Raw genomic sequence first — 19,434 nt, 5'->3', positions numbered from 1 at the left:
CTCGAAGTGGTGGAACTCGTGCGAGCCTATCGCTTGTTAACGATCACATCAATCGGTTCCGGCGACGACCCCACGGGGTGGTGGCGAGGCGCGGAACGGTGCGGTTCCGGGGCCGATCCAGCGGGGACGTCAGGCGCGCGCGGGACCGGTCGAGGCGCGCACGACGAGCTCCGTCGGGATGAGCGGCACCGCACCGGTCGGCGTCGTGCGCTCCTCGATCATCTGCAGCATCGAGGCGATCGCGGCCTCGCCGAGCTGGGCGAAGTCCTGGCGCACCGTGGTCAGCGGCGGCTGGAAGTGCGCCGTCCCCTCGATGTCGTCGAAGCCCGTCACGCTCACGTCGCCCGGCACCGCGACGCCCGCCTCGCCGAACGCGCGCAGCAGCCCGAGGGCCATCTGGTCGTTGGACGCGACGATGCCGGTCGGACGGTCCGGGTCGGCGACCAGCCGGCGCCCGACGTCGTAACCGAAGTCCGCGCTCCAGTCGCCCTCCCAGACGGGTCCGGGCTGCAGCCCGGCGCTCTCGAGCTCCTCGACCCAGCCGCGGTAACGCTCGCGCGAGTCGAACCAGTCGGCGGGGCCGGCGAGGTGGCCGATGCTCGTGTGTCCCTGAGCCACGAGGTGCGCCGTCGCCGCCCGGGCGCCCTGGCTCTGGTCGACGCTGACGACCCCGAACCGCGAGCTCGGGGCGACCCCGGCCGCGATGAGCAGCAGGGGCGCGCGCGAGCTGATCGTCTCCAGCGCGAGGACCGTGCTGACGCGCGGCGCGATGACGATGACGCCCTCCACGGCCTGCGAGTCGAAGGACAGCAGCGTGTCGGCCATCCGGGTCGCGAGCGCCTCGGGGTCGTTGTCGTGCACGGCGGTGACGCTCGCGGCGTAGCCGGCGCCGCGAGCCGCCTCCTCCACCGCCATCAGCGTGGAGGTCGGCCCGTACTTCGCCGACCCGCTCGTGACGACGCCGATCAGCCCGGAGCGGGAGGTGACGAGCGCGCGGGCGAGCCGGTTCGGCCGGTAGTCGAGGTCGGCCATCGCCTGCAGCACGCGCTCGCGGGTGCTCGTCCGGACACTCGGATGGTTGTTCAGGACGCGCGAGACCGTCTGGTGGGAGACGTCGGCGCGGCGGGCCACGGCCGCCATGCCCGCGGGGCGCTCGCGGCGGGGTGCGGGGGCCGAGGGCTGCGGGTCGGTCTTGGCCGGCTGCGGGTCGGGGTCGGGGGCGGACCCCTCGGAGCCACCGAACGGGCCGGTCACGCCTTCTCCCCCGACGGCGCCCCGAGGCTCTCGCTGAGCTCGTCCGAGCGCCGGGCGGCGGCCCGCGCGGCCGCACCGTAGGCGGCGCGGACGGCCCGCTCGTCGAGCACCTCGAGGGCGGCGAGCGTGGTCCCGCCGGGCGAGGAGACGGCCTCCCGCAGCAGCGCGGGGTGCTGGCCGGACTCGACGGCGTAGAGCCCGGAGCCGGCGACCGTGTGGGCGGCGAGCCGGAGGGCGAGCTCGCGCGGCAGCCCGCCGGCGGTCCCGGCCTCCGCGAGCGCGTCGATGAGGTGGAAGACGTACGCGGGGCCGGAGCCGGAGATCGCCGTGACGACCGACTGCTGGTGCTCGGGCACGCGGACGACGAGGCCGGTGCGCGCCAGCAGCGAGGCGACCGTGTCGAGGTGCTCGGGGCCCGCCGTCGTGCCGGCGCTGAGCGCGGCCACCCCGCGGCCGATCGTGGCAGGGGTGTTGGGCATGACCCGGACGACCGCGACGCCGTCGGGAAGCCCGGCCTCGAGGTAGGCGCAGGTGAGGCCGGCGGCGATCGAGACCACCAGGGCGGAGGGCTCGACGGCGTCGCGCACCTGCGCGAGCAGCGTGCCCATGTGCTGCGGCTTCACGGCCAGGACGACGACGTCGGCCCCCGTCACGGCGGCGACGTTGTCGTCGGTGCCGCTCACGGTGACGCCCGCGTCGTTCGCCTCGTGGCGGGCCGCGACCTCGCGGGCGACCTCGCCGCGCACGTCGGTGACGACCACCTCCTCGACGCCGTCGGCCTCGACCATCGAGGACAGCACGGCGCTGCCCATCACCCCGGATCCCAGCAGAGCGATCTTCATGTCACATCCCGAACGCGTCGTAGAAGGTCGTGGCGGTCTCCCCGGGAGCCCGCGCGACGAAGGTGGTGGCGCCGTTGGACCAGGCGACGGAGGCGCCGCTGCCGTCGACGTCGGGGTAGGTGGTCATCGTGCCGACCGCCGCTCCCGCGACGAGGACCTCCTGGGAGGCCACCGGCTCGCCCGGCAGCCCGAGCGAGGCGAGGTGGCCGGCCGCTGCCTCGGGCGAGCGCCACTGCGCCGCCGAGAGCACGAGCGAGCTGGGGTCGTCGTCGACCGGGCCGTCGGCGTACACGAGCGTGTAGGCCTCGAGGGCACCCTCGTCGAGGATCCCCTGCGGGACCTGCTGGTCGACGACGGCCCACTGCAGCACCGTCGACGGCAGCGCGGCGAGGAACGCCGTGGAGGTGTCGCGCTCGATCGGGGCGAGGGACGCCGTCGGCACGGGAGCGGTGACGGTCTCGCCGGGGACGGGCTCGAGCACGGTCGGCTCGGGGTCGGGCCGATTGATCAGGACGAGCACGAGGATCACGACGGCGACCCCGATCACGGCGGCCGCGATCGTGGCGATCAGGCGTCGACGGCGGAGCGTCTCGGCGCTGGGGGGCCGCACCTCGAGCTTCTCCGGGGCGGGGCGCCGACGCTTCGGCAGCTCGCCCTCGGGGCCAGGCTGGGACACGCGGTCTCCTCGTGCAGGGGTCGTGGGTCGGGTGCGGCCGGACCGGTGGCGGTCAGGATCTGGGGGAAGCCTAGGCCAGGGGCGGGGTCGGGGCAGGGCGGACGTGCCGGGGGTGGGTGGGGCGGTAGGTCGGGCAGTGGGTCGCGCGGCGGGTCTGGTGGTCGGTCGAGCGGGTCGCCCGGCGGGAATGTCGGTGGTCGCGGGTAGGTTCGCCGACATGGCAGCCAAGACCTCGCGATCCACCCGTGCCTCCTGGGAGTGCACCGACTGCGGCTGGCGTGCCGCCAAGTGGGTGGGCCGCTGCGGCGAGTGCCAGGCGTGGGGCACGGTGACCGAGGTCGGCGCCGAGCCGACCGCCCGCGCGACGGCGGCGACGCCGCCCCGCTCCCCCGCGCGCCCGATCGACGAGGTCGAGATCGCGCTCGTGGCGACGCGGGCGACCGGCGTGGGCGAGCTCGACCGCGTGCTCGGCGGCGGCCTCGTCCCCGGCGCGGTGATCCTCATGGCCGGGGAGCCCGGCGTCGGGAAGTCGACGCTGCTGCTCGACGTCGCGGGACGCATGGCGCGCGGCGGCACGCGCGTCCTCTACATCACGGGTGAGGAGTCGGCGGCCCAGGTGCGGCTGCGTGCGCAGCGCATCGGCGCCGTGCACCCCGACCTCATGCTCGCCGCCGAGTCCGACCTGGGCACGGTGCTGGGGCACGTCGAGGCCGTCGACCCCGGCCTGCTCATCCTCGACTCGGTCCAGACGATCGCGTCGCAGTCCGTCGAGGGTGCCGCGGGCGGCGTCGCGCAGGTCCGTGAGGTCGCCGCCGGCGTCATCGGCACGGCGAAGGAGCGCCACCTGCCGGTGGTGCTCGTGGGGCACGTGACCAAGGACGGCGGGATCGCCGGGCCTCGCGTGCTCGAGCACCTCGTCGACGTCGTGTGCCAGTTCGAGGGCGACCGGCACTCGCGGCTGCGCATGGTCCGCGCCGTGAAGAACCGGTACGGCCCGACGGACGAGGTCGGCTGCTTCGACCTGTCCGACACGGGGATCGTGGGGCTCGCCGACCCCAGCGGCCTGTTCCTGTCCGAGCGCGCCACGGGTGAGCCCGGGACGTGCGTGACGATCACGCTCGACGGCGCGCGGCCGATGCCGATCGAGATCCAGGCGCTCGTCGCCCCCTCGGCCACCCCGCACCCCCGCCGTGCGACCTCCGGCGTCGAGTCGGCCCGCGTCAGCATGACGCTCGCGGTGCTCGAGTCGCGGCTGCAGCTGGGCCTGTCCTCGAGCGACGTCTACGTCTCCACGATCGGGGGCGCCCGGGCCCAGGAGCCCTCGGGCGACGTCGCCGTCGCGCTCGCGCTGGCGAGCGCCCACCGCCGCGCCCCGCTGCGGGCGGGACTCGTCGCCGTCGGGGAGGTCAGCCTGACCGGACAGCTCCGACCGATCACCGGCCTCGAGCGTCGCCTCGGGGAGGCGAACCGCCTGGGGTTCACCCAGGCCGTCGTCCCGGAGTCGGCGCGCGCCACCCTGCGCGCGCCGAAGGGGATGACGGTGCACTTCGCAGCGGACCTCCGTCGGGCGTGGGAGCTCGCGAGCGAGCCGGCGGCCGCCGTCGTCGAGGCCTCCTTCCGCTGAGGCTTCCCCCTCCGACGCCCTCACGAGGGGGTACTTCCCGCCCCACCAGGGGGCACTTCCCGCCCCACCAGGGGGCACTTCCCGCCCCACCAGGGGGCACTTCCCGACGCACGAGGGGGCACTTCCCGACGCTTGATCATTCCGCCGGTTGCGCCGACCGCGGATTCCGCCCGACACGGCGACGACCGCCGGTCTCGCCAAGGTTGCGCTGTCGTAGAGTTCGCATCATGTCCGACCTGCTCCCTGGCGCCACCGGCCGCAGCATCCTGCGGGCGATCGCCCCGGGTACCGCACTGCGCGACGGCCTCGAACGCATCCTTCGCGGCCGTACCGGCGCCCTCATCGTGGTCGGCTACGACTCCGTGGTCGAATCGATCTGCTCCGGCGGCTTCGAGTTCGACGTCGCCTTCTCCTCCACCCGGCTGCGTGAGCTCGCGAAGATGGACGGCGCGATCGTGCTCGATGCGACGGCGTCCCGCATCCTCCGCGCCGCCGTCCAGCTCCTGCCGGACGCCTCGATCGAGACCTCCGAGTCCGGCACGCGCCACCGCACGGCCCAGCGCGCCGCCGTCCAGACAGGACTCCCGATCATCTCGGTGAGCCAGTCGATGCGGATCGTCGCCGTGTACTTCCAGGGTGAGCGCTTCGTGCTGGAGGACTCCGATGCGATCCTCTCCCGCGCCAACCAGGCCCTCGCCACGCTCGAGCGGTACAAGTCCCGCCTCGACGAGGTCTCCCAGACCCTGTCAGCCCTCGAGATCGAGGATCTCGTGACGGTTCGCGACGTCGCGACCGTGATCCAGCGCCTCGAGATGGTCCGCCGGATCTCGCAGGAGGTCGCGGGTTACGTCTCCGAGCTCGGCGCTGACGGCCGCCTGCTCTCGCTCCAGCTCGAGGAGCTCGTCGGCAACACCTGGCCCGACCGTGACCACGTCGTCCGCGACTACCTGGACGACCGCCGCGGCCTCGACGACGCCCTCGCCGGCTTCGAGGCCATCGACTCCGCCTCGCTCATCGACCTCGCCCAGATCGCGCGGATGCTCGGCCTCGGCGGCGCGGCGGGCGACGTCCTGGACGCGGCCGTCTCGCCCCGCGGCTACCGCATGCTCGCGCGCATCCCGCGCCTTCCCACGGCGATCGTCGAGTCGACCGTCGGACACTTCGGGAGCTTGCAGCGCATGCTCTCGGCGACGGTCGAGGACTTCCAGCTGGTCGACGGGATCGGCGCGATCCGGGCCCGCTCGCTCCGCGAGGGGCTCTCGCGGCTGGCCGAGACCTCGCTCATCGACCGCTTCGTCTGACCGGTTCGCCCGACGACGTCGGGGAGAGACCACAGCCTCAGCTGAGGCTGAAGGTCGACTCCCCCACGAGCGTCTGCCCGTCGAGACGATGCGTGACGACGACGCGGTACGTGCCCGGCTCGGCCGTCGCCTGACCGGCGGCGCAGCCCTCGACGGAACGGCTGCCCGGCCAGGTCACGAGCTGGCTGTCCGTCGCCCCCTCGCCGAGGAGGAGCCGCCGTTCGGACGGCGCGAACGCGCAGTGCGCCGACGTCCACACGAGGTCCTCACCCGACAGCACCTCCACGGTCGTGGCTCCCGACCCGAGATCGACGAGGCACGGCGTCGTCCCGGTCGTCGCGACCTCGATCGAGGCCCCGACCGTCGCGCCGGCCCTCGGGGAGCTCGGCGTGACGACGGCGAGCGTCGCCTCCTCGGGGGTGCATGCCGTCGGGATCGGTGGGGTCGCGCCGATCTCGGGCTCGGTCGGCTCGGGCTCGGTCGGCGACTCGTCGCCGGTCCCGTCACCCGCCGGGTCGGTGGGCGTGACGCTCTCGGTGGCGACCGGGGTGGTGTCCGCCTCGGGGTCGGTCGCCGTGCCGGCGTCGAGCGCGCGCACGATGGCCCACACGCCCAGGCCGATGCCGGCCACCAGGAGCAGCGCGAGCACCAGCACGAGAAGGCGGCGACGGCGGAACGTGGCGGGATCGGCGACCCGGCGCGAGGCCCCGGGGTGCGACGCCGAGCGGCCTCGTCCTCGACCCGCGGTCGTGCCGGCCCCTGCTGACGTGGCGGTCTTGGTGGTCTTGGCTGAGCCCGCTGACTTGGCGGCCCTGCCCGTCGGGACACCCTTGCCGGACGAGCTCCCGCCCGATCCGGAACGCGGCGACGGCGTCGACCTCGTGTTGCGCGACGGCCCCCGCGACCCAGTGTTCTCCGGCACCACTCGAGGATAGGTGAGCCCCTCGCCGTCACCGGGTTGCCTCGCGGGACGGCAGACTCGTGGGCGATGACCACCGCACCCGCGACCCTGCACGGCCGCCTGCTCCCCTGGTTCGACGAGCACGCCCGCGACCTCCCGTGGCGTGCCGCCGACGCGACGCCGTGGGGTGTCCTCGTCAGCGAGGTGATGCTGCAGCAGACGCCGGTCGCGCGCGTCGAGGGTCCGTGGCGCGACTGGCTCGAGCGCTGGCCCACGCCGGCCGACCTCGCGGCCGCGCCCGTCGAGGAGGTGCTGCGCGCCTGGGGCGCCTGGGCTACCCGCGACGCGCGCTGCGGCTGCGGGAGTGTGCGGCGGCGATCACCGCGAGGCACGACGGCGTGGTCCCCTCCGCCGAGGCCGACCTCCTCGCGCTCCCGGGGATCGGTGAGTACACGGCCGCGGCCGTGCAGGCGTTCGCCTTCGGACGACGAGCCGTCGTCCTGGACACGAACGTCCGGCGGGTGCTGGGCCGGCTGGTCGACGGCGTCGCTCTCCCCCGGCCCCACCTCACGCGCGGCGAGCACGGCCGCGCGGCGACGCTGCTGCCCGACGACGTCGCCGCCTCCGCGCGCTGGAACGTCGCCGTCATGGAGCTCGGGGCCCTCGTGTGCACCGCTCGATCGCCGCACTGCGACGCGTGCCCGGTGCGGGACCTGTGCGCGTGGCGATCGGCGGGCTACCCCTCGGACGAGCATGCGAGCTCGCGCCGGACGCAGGCCTGGCACGGCACGGACCGACAGGTCCGCGGACGGCTCATGGGCGCGCTGCGAATGGACGGTGCCACGCTGACGACCGAGCAGGCGTTGGTCGTCGCGGAGTGCGGCGACGAGCAGGCGCTGCGTGCTCTGGCGTCGCTCGTGGTCGACGGGCTGGTCTCGGAGCGCGACGGCGAGTACCGCCTCGGCGGTTGAGCCGCGTGCTGTTGGGGTCGTGCCTGGTCCAAAGCTGTCCCCAGGTGGGTGGTGCGTGGGCGGGGTCGGGTTGCCTGTGGACGGGAGGGCGTTTGACGCCCTGGGGATCAATCTGTGCACACGGTCCCTTGTTTGTCGAACGTGCGTGCGAGAGAATGGGTCATGGCCCAGCACCCCGTCCTCGACCCGAGCACCCGCTCCAGCCTGGGTGCTGCCACCAACCAGAACAGTGCTGAGGGCCCCGGCCCCGACGGCCCGGACCCGGCGGCAACCTCGGCAACGGTCCTGCTGACGCAGGCGCTGGCGATCCTGACCCGGGCCAGGACGGCCCTGACCAACGAGCTGGCGGGGCTGGAGCGGGAACCGGCGCTGGAGCTGGCTGAACGGGTCGAGGTCACCGGCCGCGAGATCGACCTGCTGCGCCTGATCACCGCCCGCGCGGTCGATGAGGCAGCACCCGCCCCGATGCGCGACCTGGTCCTGGTCGACCACGCCGGCACCATGAACCGCAACGAGCCCACCGACGAGACCGCGACGGTCGAGCCGGTGAGCGGGTGCGCGCCGCGTCCGCCGGCGGGCGGGTCACCCTTTCGTCGGGCCAAGGACCTGCTCCGGGTCCGGTTGCGGATCTCCGCGGCCGAGGCCGGACGACGCATCGCGCTGGCCCACCGTGTCCTGCCCCGCCAGATGGTCACCGGCGAGATGGTCCCCCCACCCCTGGAACACCTCGGAGACGTTATCGCCTCCATCAGTGGTGACAGTGCCCGGCACGTGATCCGGGCCGTGAAACGGGTCCGGCCGCTGGTCGGTCCTGAGCTGGCCGGTCAGGTCGAGCAGACCCTGGCCGAAGAAGCGGTAGAGCTGGACCCGGACGCGATAGGAGTCCTGGCCGATCGGGCCATCGCCCTGCTGGACCCCGACGGACCCGCTCCCCGCGAGAGCGACCTGCGTCAAGGCCTGTACCAAGGACCCACCCACGACGGCCTGACCTCCTACCGCCTCGTGGTCGACCAGACCCAACGCGAGATCCTCCAGACCATCCTCGACACCGGCACCAACCCCCGCACCACCGCCAGCGCCGTGAGCGGCGACGCCGATGACGCCCGTCCCGACGCTGGTGCCGACAGTTCTGACGGTGGGATCGCGGACGATGCCGGCGGCCCGGACAGCGCAGCGGCCGCAACCGGCCCGGTCTCGGAGGCCGAGGCGGAGGCGATGCGGGCCGACACCCGCTCCCGAGCCCGCAAGATGCTCGACGCCCTCATGGCCGCCGCCGGCGCCGCCCTCCGCGTGGGTGACCTACCCCAGATCGCCGGACTCCCACCCCAGGTCCTGGTCACCATGCAGCTCAACGACCTCCTCACCAGCCTCGACCACAACGCCACCACCCACACCACCCCTGGTAGCGGTCTCGGTACCGGCCCCGGTCCTGGCCCCGGTGCCGGCGGCGTGACACCGGTCCCGATCACGGCCTGCGCCTGCAGTCAGGCCCCACCCTCACCCGGGACAACGAACCCACCAGGACTGGCCCAACCGTTCCAACCCACCGGCGGCATCGCCCTGCTCCCACACGCCGGACCCGTCCCCATCCACACCGTCAGACGACTGGCCTGCGACGCCGACCTCATCCCCATCGTCCTAGGCACCGACGGACGACTCCTGGACGTCGGCCACCACCACCGCCTCGTCCCCGCCTGGATGCGACGCGCCCTCATCGCCCGCGACCACGGCTGCACCTTCCCCGGCTGCACCATCCCCGCCACCTGGTGCGAAGCCCACCACATCATCAGCTGGCTCACCGGCGGCACCACCAGCACCGACAACTCACTCCTCCTCTGCCCCGCCCACCACCACCTCATCCACACCACCAACTGGACCCTCACCCACACCCCCACCGGCATCCACTTCCGCCCACCGTGGAGCACCCTGCCCACCCTCACCACCAACCCCATGCACACCGGCACCACCCCACGCACCACCCACCTCACCGGATGATGCGAGCCGGCCGGCGCGGCAAGACACCCCCGGACGAGACCGTGCGACTGAACTGCTCCCGCTCGTCGCGGCCGACATCCCGGCCCCGGGCGCCGTCGCGAACTACCGTGGACACGTGACAGAGACGCCGCCTGCCTCCGACCCGGACGTCGCCACCGGCCTGGCCGTCAAGGCGATCACCCGGACCGTCGTCGCCATGGCGGCGACCGCCGTGGGGATCGGCCTCGTCGGGGCCGGCGCCGCGAGCATGGCGCAGGTGGAGAACGGCGGAGCGGGTGCTGACGTCGTCGTCCCCGGCATCTCGGTGCTGATGGTGGGCCAGCTCGTCGCCCTCGTCGGCACGGCACTGGCCGTCTGGTCGCTGGTGCAGCTGCTGCGTCGTCGGGTCTCCGACCCCGCCCGCAACGTGCTCGGCCTCGGCCGGGCGCTGGGGCTGTGCGCGCGGTTCCTGCTCGCGGGCTGCATCGTCGGCGTCGCCGTCTGGATCGTCGTCCGCCCGGGAGCCACGCTGTCCGCCGTGCTCGGCGCGATCGTCGCCTGCCAGGTGGCCTTCATCATCGGTCTGGTGCGGTCGCGCCTGCTGCGCCCGCGCCCGGCGCACCCCACCGTCCTTGGGCCTGTCACCCACGGCCCGGACGCTCACGAACCCCACAGTCCCGAGCCCGTCGTTCGTGGGCTGGTCATCCCCGAGCCGAACTCTCCCGGCCCCGCCGCTCCTGCCTCCGGAACGTCGTCATCCGCCGAGCGCAGTACTCCGCCGACCGCCTGACCCACAGGCCTCGGGCGCGCCTTCGGCCCCACCCGCCGGCCCCACCCGCCGGCCCCACCCGCCAGCCCCACCCGCCAGCTCCGGACCTGCGGCCCCCGTCGCGACACCACCTCCGCTCAGTCGAGCGTGATGATCATCCGGGTGTTGCCCAGCGTGTTCTGCTTCACGTGCGCGAGGTCCAGGAACTCGGCCACGCCGTCGTCGTGCGATCGCAGCAGCTCGGCGAAGACCTCCGGCGCCACGGCCTCGCCCTCGAGAGGCGCGAAGCCACACCCCGCGAAGAAGTCGACCTCGAACGTCAGGCAGAACACGCGCTCGAGCCCGAGCTCCCGCCCCGGTCCAGCAGGCCGGCGAGCATCAGCCGGCCGATCCCTCGGTGCAGCCAGTCCTCGCGGACCGCGAGCGTGCGAACCTCACCGAGGTCCCGCCACATCACGTGCAGCGCGCCGCAGCCGATCACCTCGCCGTCCGGCGCCACCGCGACCACGAACTCCTGGACCGACTCGTAGTACCCGACCAGCTCCTTGGCGAGCAGGATCCGGCGTTCGGCGTACGGCGTCACGAGATCGCGGATCACCCGGGCGTCGGCGGCGACGGCGCGGCGCACCGTCACGCCGTCGTGGCCGGCACGGCCGCGACGACCACGCTCCGCGTCCCCGGATCCAGCCGCAGCGGACGGCGACGGCGACGCGTCGCCCGACTCGGTCTCGGTGCTCATCACGGAATGGTGCCACGGACGAGCGCGTTCGCCGTCGGCTCGTCGATCACGAGATCGGTCACCGTGCCCGCCCGCAGGGCCGCGCGCAGAGGGACCACCTTCGCCTCCCCCGCCACCACGCAGACCCGGCGGTGGATCGCCTGCAGCTGCCGCGGCGTCGGCCCCGAGGCCCTGGCGTTGATCGCCACGTCCTCCCAGGACCCGTTCTCCCGCAGGAAGACGGTGCAGACGTCCCCGACCACGCCGTCGGCCGCGAGCGCCGACCGATCGTCCGGCTCGAGGTATCCCGACGTGTAGACGTGCGAGGGCACGGGCGCGACGAGCGCGCCGACGCCGAACACGGCCAGGTCGGCCCTGGCCTGGACGCTCAGCACGTGCCGCACGCTGCGCTCGCGCCACATGAGCTCCCGGGTCGCGGCGTAGTCGAAGAAGGCGGGGACCGGGAAGTGCTCGGGCACGGCGTCGAACGCCTGCGCGAACTGCGTCACGAGGTCGGTGCCGTAGGACAGCCCCGACGACGACGTGTTGGCCGCCCCGTTGAGCTGCACCACCGTCGCCTCGCGGATCGGCGTGTGCGTCAGGTGCGCGGAGACCGCCGCCACGGTCGTCCCCCACGCGAGCCCGAGCGTCATCCCGTGCCCGAACCACCCCAGCAGCAGCTGGGCCGCGTACCGCGCGACGTGGTCGAGCCGGACGTCCTCCGTCAGGGGGCTCCGCACCGGCACCACGTGCGCACGCACGGGGAACAGCCGCTCGACCCGTCGCGCCACCGCTCCGCCCGCCCCCGGGGGCCGGACCTGGACCTGGACCATCCCGCGCTCGCGCGCCGTCTTCAGGAGCCTGCTCACACCGGACCGGGACATCCCGAGCTGCCGGCCGATCGTCTCCATGGTCGCGTCCTGCAGGTAGTACATGGTGGCGGCCTCGTGCATGAGCTCGTCACGACCGTCCACGGCTCCACTCCCCTCGTTGCACGTTCGTGCACCAGTGTTGCGCAGATGTGCCCGAGAGCGCCATGGTGGGTGTCCGGGCCGGCGCCCGGACCGCAGAGGCGCAGTGATCCTGCACCGATGGCAGGGGTGGCCCACCCCCGGGTGCACCACCTCAGGAGCCGGCCTGGAACGAGTCCGTCGACCGACGGCCCGCCAGCCCAGGCACAGGAGGAACTGTGACCACCGCGATCACTCCCCAGACCCGCACCGAGGCCCTCGACGCGATGAGCGACGACGCCGGCCTCGACGTCCTCGTCATCGGCGGCGGTGTCACCGGGGCCGGGATCGCGCTCGACGCCGCGACGCGCGGCCTGCGCACCGGCATCATCGAGGCCCAGGACTGGGCCAGCGGCACGTCCAGCCGGTCGAGCAAGCTCGTCCACGGCGGCCTGCGCTACCTGCAGATGCTCGACTTCTCCCTCGTGCACGAGGCGCTCACCGAGCGCGACCTCCTGATCAAGGAGATCGCCCCCCACCTGGTCAAGCCCGTGCCGTTCCTCTACCCGGTCGTCAAGCACTACGAGCGCCCGTACGTCGGTGCCGGCATCGCCCTGTACGACGTGCTCGCCACGATCGGCAGCCGCAAGGGCCGCGCGATGCCGTTCCACCGCCACCTGTCGAAGAAGGCGCTCCACCGCGCGTTCCCCGACCTGAGCGACGACGCGGCCCTCGGCGCCATCAAGTACTGGGACGCCTCGGTCGACGACGCCCGCCTCGTCCTCACCGTCGTCCGGACGGCCGCTGCCTACGGCGCCCTCGTGGCCCCGCGCACCCAGCTCGTCGAGCTCACCAAGAGCGGCCTCGGCCGCATCAACGGCGCCGTCATCCGCGACCTGGAGACCGGCGAGCAGCGCACGGTGAAGGCCACGAACGTCATCAACGCCACCGGCGTCTGGACCGAGGACACCGAGTCGCTCGCCGAGACCGACGGCGGTCTCAAGGTCCTCGCGTCGAAGGGCATCCACATCGTCGTGCCCCGCGAGCGGATCCGCGGCGAGGTCGGCCTGATCCTCCAGACCGAGAAGAGCGTCCTCTTCGTGATCCCGTGGTCGCGCTACTGGGTCATCGGCACGACCGACACGCCCTACGAGCAGGACCCGGTCCACCCCGTCGCCACCGCCACGGACATCGACTACGTGATCGAGCACGCCAACGCGGTGCTCGCCGAGCCGATCACCCGCGACGACGTCATCGGCACCTGGGCCGGCCTGCGACCGCTGCTCCAGCCCGGCACCAAGGAGGGCACCTCCTCGGCCAAGGTCTCGCGCGAGCACACCGTCGCCTCCCCGGCCCCCGGCCTCGTGGCGATCGCCGGCGGCAAGCTCACGACCTACCGCGTGATGGCCAAGGACGCCGTCGACTTCGCCCTCGGCGACCGCGCCCGCACCCTGCCCTCGATCACCGACCGGATCCCGCTCCTGGGCGCCGTCGGACTCCAGGCGATGAAGCGCCAGACCTCCCGTCTCGAGCGTCGCTTCGGCTGGAGCACCGCGATGATCGACCACCTGCTCCACCGCTACGGCTCCGGGGTCCGGGACCTCATGGCCGCGATCGAGGAGCAGCCCGACCTCGCCCGTCCGCTCGAGCACGCACCCGCCTACCTGCGCGCCGAGATCCACTTCGCGGCGACGCACGAGCAGGTGCTCCACCTCGAGGACGTCCTCCTGCACCGCACCCGTCTGTCGTACGAGATCGCCGACGCCGGCCGCGCCGCGCTCGACGAGATCGCCGCGATCATCGCCCCGGTCCTCGGCTGGGACGACGCGAAGGTCGCTGCGGAGAAGGCCTCGTGGATCGCCCGGTGCGAGGCGACGGACGCCGCCGCCCGCACCACCACCGACGAGGAGGCCGAGCTCGCCCGTCGAGCCGCCGACGACATCGCCCCCATGCAGCCGCTGCACACCGTCGCCGGTCAGTAGCGGTCGATCCTCGTGATCACCCGATGACGTGAACCCGCGCGCCGCCCATGCGGCCGCGGGGGATCGCCATCACAATCAGTCCCACGTGACGCACCCGCGTCATCGTCACAACGAAGTGAAGAGAGGTTGTCCGTGAGCAACATCTTCGTGCCCGAACTCATCGGGACCGCACTGCTCATCCTGCTCGGCGGTGGCGTCGTCGCCAACGTCATCCTCAAGGGCACCAAGGGCTTCGGCGGCGGCTGGCTGCTGATCAACTTCGGTTGGGGCCTCGCGGTCTTCACCGGCGTGTACGCCGCCTTCCGCTCCGGCGCCCACCTGAACCCCGCCGTGACCGTCGGTCTGTGGACCAGCGGTGGCGACTTCTTCGCCGGCAACGCCGACCTGGGCCTCGACCCGATCGCCGCCAACGCGGGCAACGCCCTCATCTACATCGCCGCCCAGCTGGTCGGCGCCATCATCGGCGCCTTCCTGGTCTGGGTCATCTACAAGGACCACTTCGACGCCGAGGAGGACCCGGGCGCCAAGCTCGGCGTCTTCGCCACCGGACCCGCGATCCGCTCGCTCGGTCGCAACTTCGTCACCGAGGTCATCGCCACGTTCGTGCTGGTCTTCACGATCATCCACTTCGGCCCCACGCCGACCGCCATCGGTCCGCTCGCCGTCGCCCTCGTGGTGGTCGGTATCGGCGCCAGCCTCGGTGGTCCGACCGGCTACGCCATCAACCCCGCCCGCGACCTCGGTCCGCGCATCGTCCACGCCCTGCTCCCGATCAAGGGCAAGGGCTCGTCCGACTGGGGCTACTCCTGGGTCCCGATCGCCGGCCCGCTGGTCGGCGGCGCGTTGGCCGGTCTGGTCGGCGGCGCGCTCACCGTCATCTGACCGACCCGATCCCCCGTCACGACGGCGGAGGTGGGCCGACTCCCTCGGCCCGCCACCGCCGTCGCGCACCACCCGTACCTCGAGCACATGCACCACCACCGCACACACAATGAAGTGAAGGGAATCATCGTGGCCGACTACGTCCTCGCCATCGACCAGGGAACCACCAGCTCCCGCGCGATCATCTTCGACAAGTCCGGAAGCATCGTCGCCACCGGCCAGAAGGAGCACGAGCAGATCTTCCCGAAGGCCGGCTGGGTCGAGCACGACCCCGCCGAGATCTGGACCAACGTCCGCGACGTCGTCGGCCAGGCCCTCGGCCGCGCCAGCGTGCAGGCCAAGAACATCGCCGCCATCGGCATCACGAACCAGCGCGAGACCGCCGTCGTGTGGGACAAGAACACCGGCGAGGCCGTCTACAACGCCATCGTCTGGCAGGACACGCGCACGCAGAAAATCTGCGACCGTCTCGCGGGCGACGTCGGTGCCGACAGGTACAAGGCCAAGGTCGGCCTGCCGCTGGCCACCTACTTCGCCGGTCCGAAGATCGCCTGGATCCTCGAGAACGTCGAGGGGGCACGCGAGAAGGCCGAGGCCGGCGACCTGCTGGCCGGCACCATCGACACCTGGGTGCTGTGGAACATGACCGGCGGCCCCGACGGTGGCGTGCACGTCACCGACGTCACCAACGCCTCGCGCACGCTCCTGATGAACCTGGACACGCTCTCCTGGAACGAGGAGATCGCGTCCGACATGGGGATCCCGCTCTCGATGCTCCCGGAGATCCGCTCCTCCTCCGAGGTCTACGGCAACGACCGCGAGGGTGGCCTGCTCGCCGGCGTCCCGATCGCCGGCATCCTCGGCGACCAGCAGGCGGCCACCTTCGGCCAGGCCTGCTTCGAGGTCGGCATGGCCAAGAACACCTACGGCACCGGCAACTTCATGCTGATCAACACCGGCACGGAGATCGTCCCGAGCGAGAACGGCCTGCTCACCACCGTCTGCTACAAGATCGGCGAGCAGCCGGCCGTGTACGCCCTCGAGGGTTCGATCGCCGTCTCCGGCTCGCTCGTGCAGTGGCTGCGCGACAACCTCAAGGTCATCTCCTCCGCCCCCGAGATCGAGAAGCTCGCGGCGACGGTCGACGACAACGGCGGCGCGTACTTCGTGCCCGCGTTCTCGGGTCTGTTCGCCCCGCACTGGCGCAGCGACGCCCGCGGCGCCCTGGTCGGCCTCACCCGCTACGTCAACATCGGCCACATCGCCCGCGCCGCGCTGGAGGCCACGGCCTTCCAGACGGCCGAGGTGCTCGAGGCCATGAACGCCGACTCCGGCGTCAACCTCACCGAGCTCAAGGTCGACGGCGGCATGGTCGCCAACGACGTCCTCATGCAGTTCCAGGCCGACCTGCTCGGCGTCGACGTCGTCCGCCCGAAGGTCGCCGAGACGACGGCGCTCGGCGCCGCCTACGCGGCCGGCATCGCCGTCGGGTTCTGGCAGGGCGAGCAGGACGTCATCGACAACTGGGCCGAGGACAAGCGCTGGACCCCCTCCATGGAGGAGTCCGAGCGCGGCCGCCTGATGCGCAACTGGAAGAAGGCCGTCACCAAGACCCTCGACTGGGTCGACGACGACGTCGAGTAGTCCGCACGCCTGCGACGGCGGCCGCCCGGTGGGCGGCCGCCGTTCGTCGTTCCCGGGCGCGGTCGCTCGTCCTTCCCGACGGCGCCGCCTCCCGGCCACCGGTGCCGCACGCGGACCCGGGCACGGTCAGGCAGCGACGGACCGACCCGGACCTCCCCGGACCGACTCGGACCCGGGACGGAGCCACTCGGACCCCCGATCGGACACCGACCGGGCGACGGTCGCACGGGCGGGTAACGAACCGATATCGAAAGCCCGCGTGAACGTTCCCAGGTGAGGTGCGTCACGGAGCGTGGGCTACGTTGTTCGCGTCCTCAACGTCGCGGGCACGAGCGTGGCCGGCCGCAGTCCCCCTGCAGGCCGGCCACGGACGTCTGCGGACCCTGTCGCCGCCCCTCCGATCCGCCGGGGCTCGTTGTCGGACCCTGGTGGCAGGCTGAGGTCATGACGGCACGCACCCTCCTCACCGACGAGGTCCTCGAGCGCATCCACGGCCGCGCCGCGACCCACGACGCCGAGAACACGTTCCCGCACGCGGACCTCGCCGACCTGGTCGAGCTGGGCTACCTGCGCGCCTTCGTGCCCGAGCGGCTCGGCGGGTCCGGGCTGAGCCTGGAGGAGGTCGCGCGCGAGCAGACCCGCCTGGCGGCCGCCGCCCCGGCGACCGCGCTCGCCGTCAACATGCACCTCGTCGTCACCGGCCTCGCCGCGCGCCTGGTCGCCGACGGCGACGAGTCGGTGGAGTTCGTGCTGCGCGACGCCGCGGCCGACGAGATCTACGCGTTCGGCAACTCCGAGGCCGGCAACGACCTCGTCATGTTCGACTCGGTGACGCGCGCCGTGCCCGACGGCGAGGGCGGCTACCGCTTCCACGGCACGAAGATCTTCACCTCGCTGTCGCCCGTGTGGACGCGCCTGGCGACGTTCGGTCGCGACGACTCCGACCCGGACGACCCCCGCCTCGTGCACGGTGTCGTCGAGCGCGCCGGCACCAGCACGCGGGACGACTGGGACACCCTCGGCATGCGTGCGACGCAGTCGGCCAGCACCGTGCTCGACGGCGCGCACTCCCCCGTCACCCGCACCTATCGGTCGTTCCCGCCCGGCCCGAACGCCGACCCGTTCATGTTCGCGCTGTTCGCGACCTTCGAGGTGCTGCTCGCGGCCGTCTACACCGGCCTGGCGGGCCGCGCCGTCGAGCTCGGTGCCGAGGCGGCCCACCGCCGTCGCTCGCGGAAGAACGACGGCGCCCCGTACGCCGACGACCCCGACATCCGCTGGAAGGTGGCCGAGGCGGCGATGCGGCACGACGGTGCCCGCCTGCAGGTGCTCGCGCTCGCCCGCGACGTCGACGAGCGCGCCGACCACGGCGCCCGCTGGTTCGCGCAGCTCGTCGGGCTCAAGGTGCGGGCGATCGAGGACGCGCGCGCCGTCGTCGACCTGGTGCTGCGCGTCAGCGGCGGCGCCGGCTACAGCACGGGCAACGAGATCAACCGGCTCTACCGCGACGTGCTGGCCGGGATCTTCCACCCGAGCGACGAGGAGTCGGCCCACGCGACGATCGCCTCGTCGATCCTGGGACCGCCGACCCGTCGAGATTGAAACGTTCTAACGTTAGGGTGACTCCGACACTCAGCCCCAGGAGGCAAGCCGTGGTCCAGCGTCAGATCCCCGACGTCGTCGAGCTCGCCCAGCTCATCCGACTGCGCCCGTTCGACCCCGACGGCACGCGCCGTCGGCTGGCGAAGGCGCTCACGATCGCCGACCTCCGCACGCTCGCGGCCCGTCGCACCCCGCGCTCGGTGTTCGACTACACCGACGGCGCCGCCGAGTCCGAGATCTCCCTGCGCCGGGCGCGGAACACCTTCCGCGGCCTCGAGTTCCAGCCGTCGATCCTGCAGGACGTCTCGGCCGTCGACACGACGACCTCGATGCTCGGACGCCCGGCCGCCCTCCCCTTCTCGTTCGCGCCGACCGGATTCACCCGGATGATGCACACCGAGGGCGAGTCCGCCGTCGTCCGCGTGGCGGAGCGCCGCGGCGTGCCGTACGCGCTGTCGACGATGGGGACCACCTCGATCGAGGACGTCGCCGCCGCCGGCCCGAAGGCCCGCAAGTGGTTCCAGCTCTACGTGTGGCGCGACCGCTCGCGCGCCGAGGACCTGATGGCGCGGGCGAAGGCCGCGGGCTACGAGGCGCTGCAGCTGACCGTCGACGTGCCCGTCGCGGGCGCCCGGCTCCGCGACAGCCGCAACGGCTTCTCGATCCCACCGCAGCTGTCGGTCAGGACGATCCTCGACGGTGCGATGCACCCGACCTGGTGGATCGACCTCGTGACGACGCCGTCGCTGGAGTTCGCCTCCCTGGACCAGTGGGACGGGACCGTCGGAGAGCTGCTCGACTCGCTGTTCGACCCCACCATGACGATGGCCGACCTCGAGTGGCTGCGCGCGAGCTGGGACGGCCCGCTCGTCATCAAGGGGATCCAGACCCTCGACGACGCGCGCCGCGTCAGCGCGGCGGGCGCCGACGCCGTCGTGCTGTCCAACCACGGCGGTCGCCAGCTCGACCGCGCACCGGTGCCGCTCCGCCTCGTCCCCGACGTCCGCGAGGCGATCGGCGACGCCACGGAGGTGTGGGTCGACACCGGCATCACCTCGGGCGGCGACGTCGTCGCTGCCCTCGCGCTCGGAGCGCACGCGACGATGGTGGGCCGTGCCTACCTCTACGGCCTTATGGCCGGCGGCGAGCGCGGCGTGGAACGCGCCGTCGACATCCTCGAGGGCGAGATCCGGCGCACGATGAAGCTGCTCGGGGTGAGCTCCGTCGGGGAGCTCGGACCGCGGCACGTGCGGCTGCCCTAGCCAGGAGGTCGGGGGGCGGGGCGGGCGGGAGCGAGTGCCGCGCCCCGCCCGGCCACGGACCCGGGAGCGCGTCCCGCGTCCG

The 19,434-nt window shown here is 72.9% G+C and carries 14 protein-coding genes and 2 pseudogenes; 10 read left to right on the top strand and 6 right to left on the bottom strand.

What is annotated here, in order from left to right; translation table 11 throughout:
- Positions 1 to 129: 129 nt before the first annotated feature.
- Genes C8046_RS15825 through C8046_RS15815 form a run of 3 tightly spaced genes read right to left on the bottom strand, consistent with a single transcriptional unit; the run spans position 130 to position 2,772 of the window.
- On the bottom strand, positions 130 to 1,254 hold the full coding sequence (locus tag C8046_RS15825) for a LacI family DNA-binding transcriptional regulator (protein ID WP_235866362.1): 1,125 nt from the start codon (positions 1,252 to 1,254) through the stop codon (positions 130 to 132).
- Positions 1,251 to 2,096: a pyrroline-5-carboxylate reductase gene (gene proC / locus C8046_RS15820; protein WP_109230268.1), complete on the bottom strand. Its 846-nt coding sequence runs from the start codon at positions 2,094 to 2,096 to the stop codon at positions 1,251 to 1,253. The genes C8046_RS15825 and proC overlap by 4 nt, the downstream gene beginning before the upstream one ends.
- A gap of 1 nt (position 2,097) precedes the next feature.
- Complete coding sequence (locus C8046_RS15815; protein WP_109230267.1) at positions 2,098 to 2,772, bottom strand: hypothetical protein; 675 nt, start codon at positions 2,770 to 2,772, stop codon at positions 2,098 to 2,100.
- 217 nt (positions 2,773 to 2,989) lie between these two features.
- Here C8046_RS15815 and radA point away from each other — a divergent pair, with 217 nt between their 5' ends.
- On the top strand, positions 2,990 to 4,396 hold the full coding sequence (radA, locus tag C8046_RS15810) for a DNA repair protein RadA (RefSeq protein WP_109230990.1): 1,407 nt from the start codon (positions 2,990 to 2,992) through the stop codon (positions 4,394 to 4,396).
- Between the two features lie 227 nt (positions 4,397 to 4,623).
- Positions 4,624 to 5,697, top strand: a complete 1,074-nt coding sequence (gene disA, locus C8046_RS15805; RefSeq protein WP_109230266.1) for a DNA integrity scanning diadenylate cyclase DisA — start codon at positions 4,624 to 4,626, stop codon at positions 5,695 to 5,697.
- 37 nt (positions 5,698 to 5,734) lie between these two features.
- Here disA and C8046_RS15800 read toward each other — a convergent pair whose 3' ends face one another.
- A complete protein-coding gene (locus C8046_RS15800) occupies positions 5,735 to 6,619 on the bottom strand; it encodes a hypothetical protein (RefSeq protein WP_146197185.1) in 885 nt (294 codons plus the stop codon).
- A gap of 66 nt (positions 6,620 to 6,685) precedes the next feature.
- On the opposite strand from C8046_RS15800, the pseudogene C8046_RS15795 reads away from it, so the two are divergent.
- The 3 genes and pseudogenes from C8046_RS15795 (at position 6,686) to C8046_RS15785 (ending at position 10,333) form a co-directional block, all read left to right on the top strand.
- A pseudogene (locus C8046_RS15795) lies at positions 6,686 to 7,569 on the top strand (A/G-specific adenine glycosylase).
- A gap of 162 nt (positions 7,570 to 7,731) precedes the next feature.
- Complete coding sequence (locus tag C8046_RS19590) at positions 7,732 to 9,564, top strand: HNH endonuclease signature motif containing protein (protein WP_268921377.1); 1,833 nt, start codon at positions 7,732 to 7,734, stop codon at positions 9,562 to 9,564.
- A 115-nt stretch (positions 9,565 to 9,679) separates the two neighbouring features.
- Positions 9,680 to 10,333, top strand: a complete 654-nt coding sequence (locus C8046_RS15785) for a hypothetical protein (RefSeq protein ID WP_109230264.1) — start codon at positions 9,680 to 9,682, stop codon at positions 10,331 to 10,333.
- A 116-nt stretch (positions 10,334 to 10,449) separates the two neighbouring features.
- On the opposite strand, the pseudogene C8046_RS15780 reads toward C8046_RS15785, so the two are convergent.
- Both C8046_RS15780 and C8046_RS15775 read right to left on the bottom strand, forming a co-directional pair.
- Positions 10,450 to 10,946 (bottom strand): annotated as a pseudogene (locus C8046_RS15780) (amino-acid N-acetyltransferase).
- A 104-nt stretch (positions 10,947 to 11,050) separates the two neighbouring features.
- On the bottom strand, positions 11,051 to 12,004 hold the full coding sequence (locus C8046_RS15775) for a sugar-binding transcriptional regulator (protein ID WP_109230263.1): 954 nt from the start codon (positions 12,002 to 12,004) through the stop codon (positions 11,051 to 11,053).
- A gap of 263 nt (positions 12,005 to 12,267) precedes the next feature.
- On the opposite strand from C8046_RS15775, the gene C8046_RS15770 reads away from it, so the two are divergent.
- The 5 genes from C8046_RS15770 to C8046_RS15750 all read left to right on the top strand — a co-directional run bounded on the left by C8046_RS15770 (position 12,268) and on the right by C8046_RS15750 (position 19,352).
- Entirely contained in the window at positions 12,268 to 13,962 is a 1,695-nt protein-coding gene (locus tag C8046_RS15770; protein WP_109230988.1) for a glycerol-3-phosphate dehydrogenase/oxidase, read from the top strand.
- 132 nt (positions 13,963 to 14,094) lie between these two features.
- Positions 14,095 to 14,844 carry an MIP/aquaporin family protein gene (locus tag C8046_RS15765; RefSeq protein WP_109230262.1) on the top strand — a complete coding sequence of 250 codons (750 nt, stop codon included), beginning with the start codon at positions 14,095 to 14,097 and terminating at the stop codon, positions 14,842 to 14,844.
- Between the two features lie 129 nt (positions 14,845 to 14,973).
- Entirely contained in the window at positions 14,974 to 16,488 is a 1,515-nt protein-coding gene (glpK, locus tag C8046_RS15760; protein WP_235866477.1) for a glycerol kinase GlpK, read from the top strand.
- Between the two features lie 444 nt (positions 16,489 to 16,932).
- A complete protein-coding gene (locus C8046_RS15755; RefSeq protein WP_109230261.1) occupies positions 16,933 to 18,090 on the top strand; it encodes an acyl-CoA dehydrogenase family protein in 1,158 nt (385 codons plus the stop codon).
- 50 nt (positions 18,091 to 18,140) lie between these two features.
- Positions 18,141 to 19,352 carry an alpha-hydroxy acid oxidase gene (locus tag C8046_RS15750; RefSeq protein ID WP_109230260.1) on the top strand — a complete coding sequence of 404 codons (1,212 nt, stop codon included), beginning with the start codon at positions 18,141 to 18,143 and terminating at the stop codon, positions 19,350 to 19,352.
- Positions 19,353 to 19,434 lie beyond the last annotated feature (82 nt).

The sequence above is a fragment of the Serinibacter arcticus genome (genome assembly GCF_003121705.1).
Classification (GTDB): Bacteria; Actinomycetota; Actinomycetes; order Actinomycetales; family Beutenbergiaceae; genus Litorihabitans.
Note: the sequence above shows the minus strand (reverse complement) of the source record. Positions and strands in the feature narration are given on the sequence as shown.

Excerpts from the sequence above, each read along its gene's own strand:
- proC (WP_109230268.1), bottom strand. The coding sequence starts at position 2,096 with ATGAAGATCGCTCTGCTGGGATCCGGGGTGATGGGCAGCGCCGTGCTG.
- C8046_RS19590 (WP_268921377.1), top strand. The coding sequence starts at position 7,732 with ATGGCCCAGCACCCCGTCCTCGACCCGAGCACCCGCTCCAGCCTGGGT.
- disA (WP_109230266.1), top strand. The coding sequence starts at position 4,624 with ATGTCCGACCTGCTCCCTGGCGCCACCGGCCGCAGCATCCTGCGGGCG.
- C8046_RS15755 (WP_109230261.1), top strand. The coding sequence starts at position 16,933 with ATGACGGCACGCACCCTCCTCACCGACGAGGTCCTCGAGCGCATCCAC.
- C8046_RS15770 (WP_109230988.1), top strand. The coding sequence starts at position 12,268 with ATGAGCGACGACGCCGGCCTCGACGTCCTCGTCATCGGCGGCGGTGTC.
- radA (WP_109230990.1), top strand. The coding sequence starts at position 2,990 with ATGGCAGCCAAGACCTCGCGATCCACCCGTGCCTCCTGGGAGTGCACC.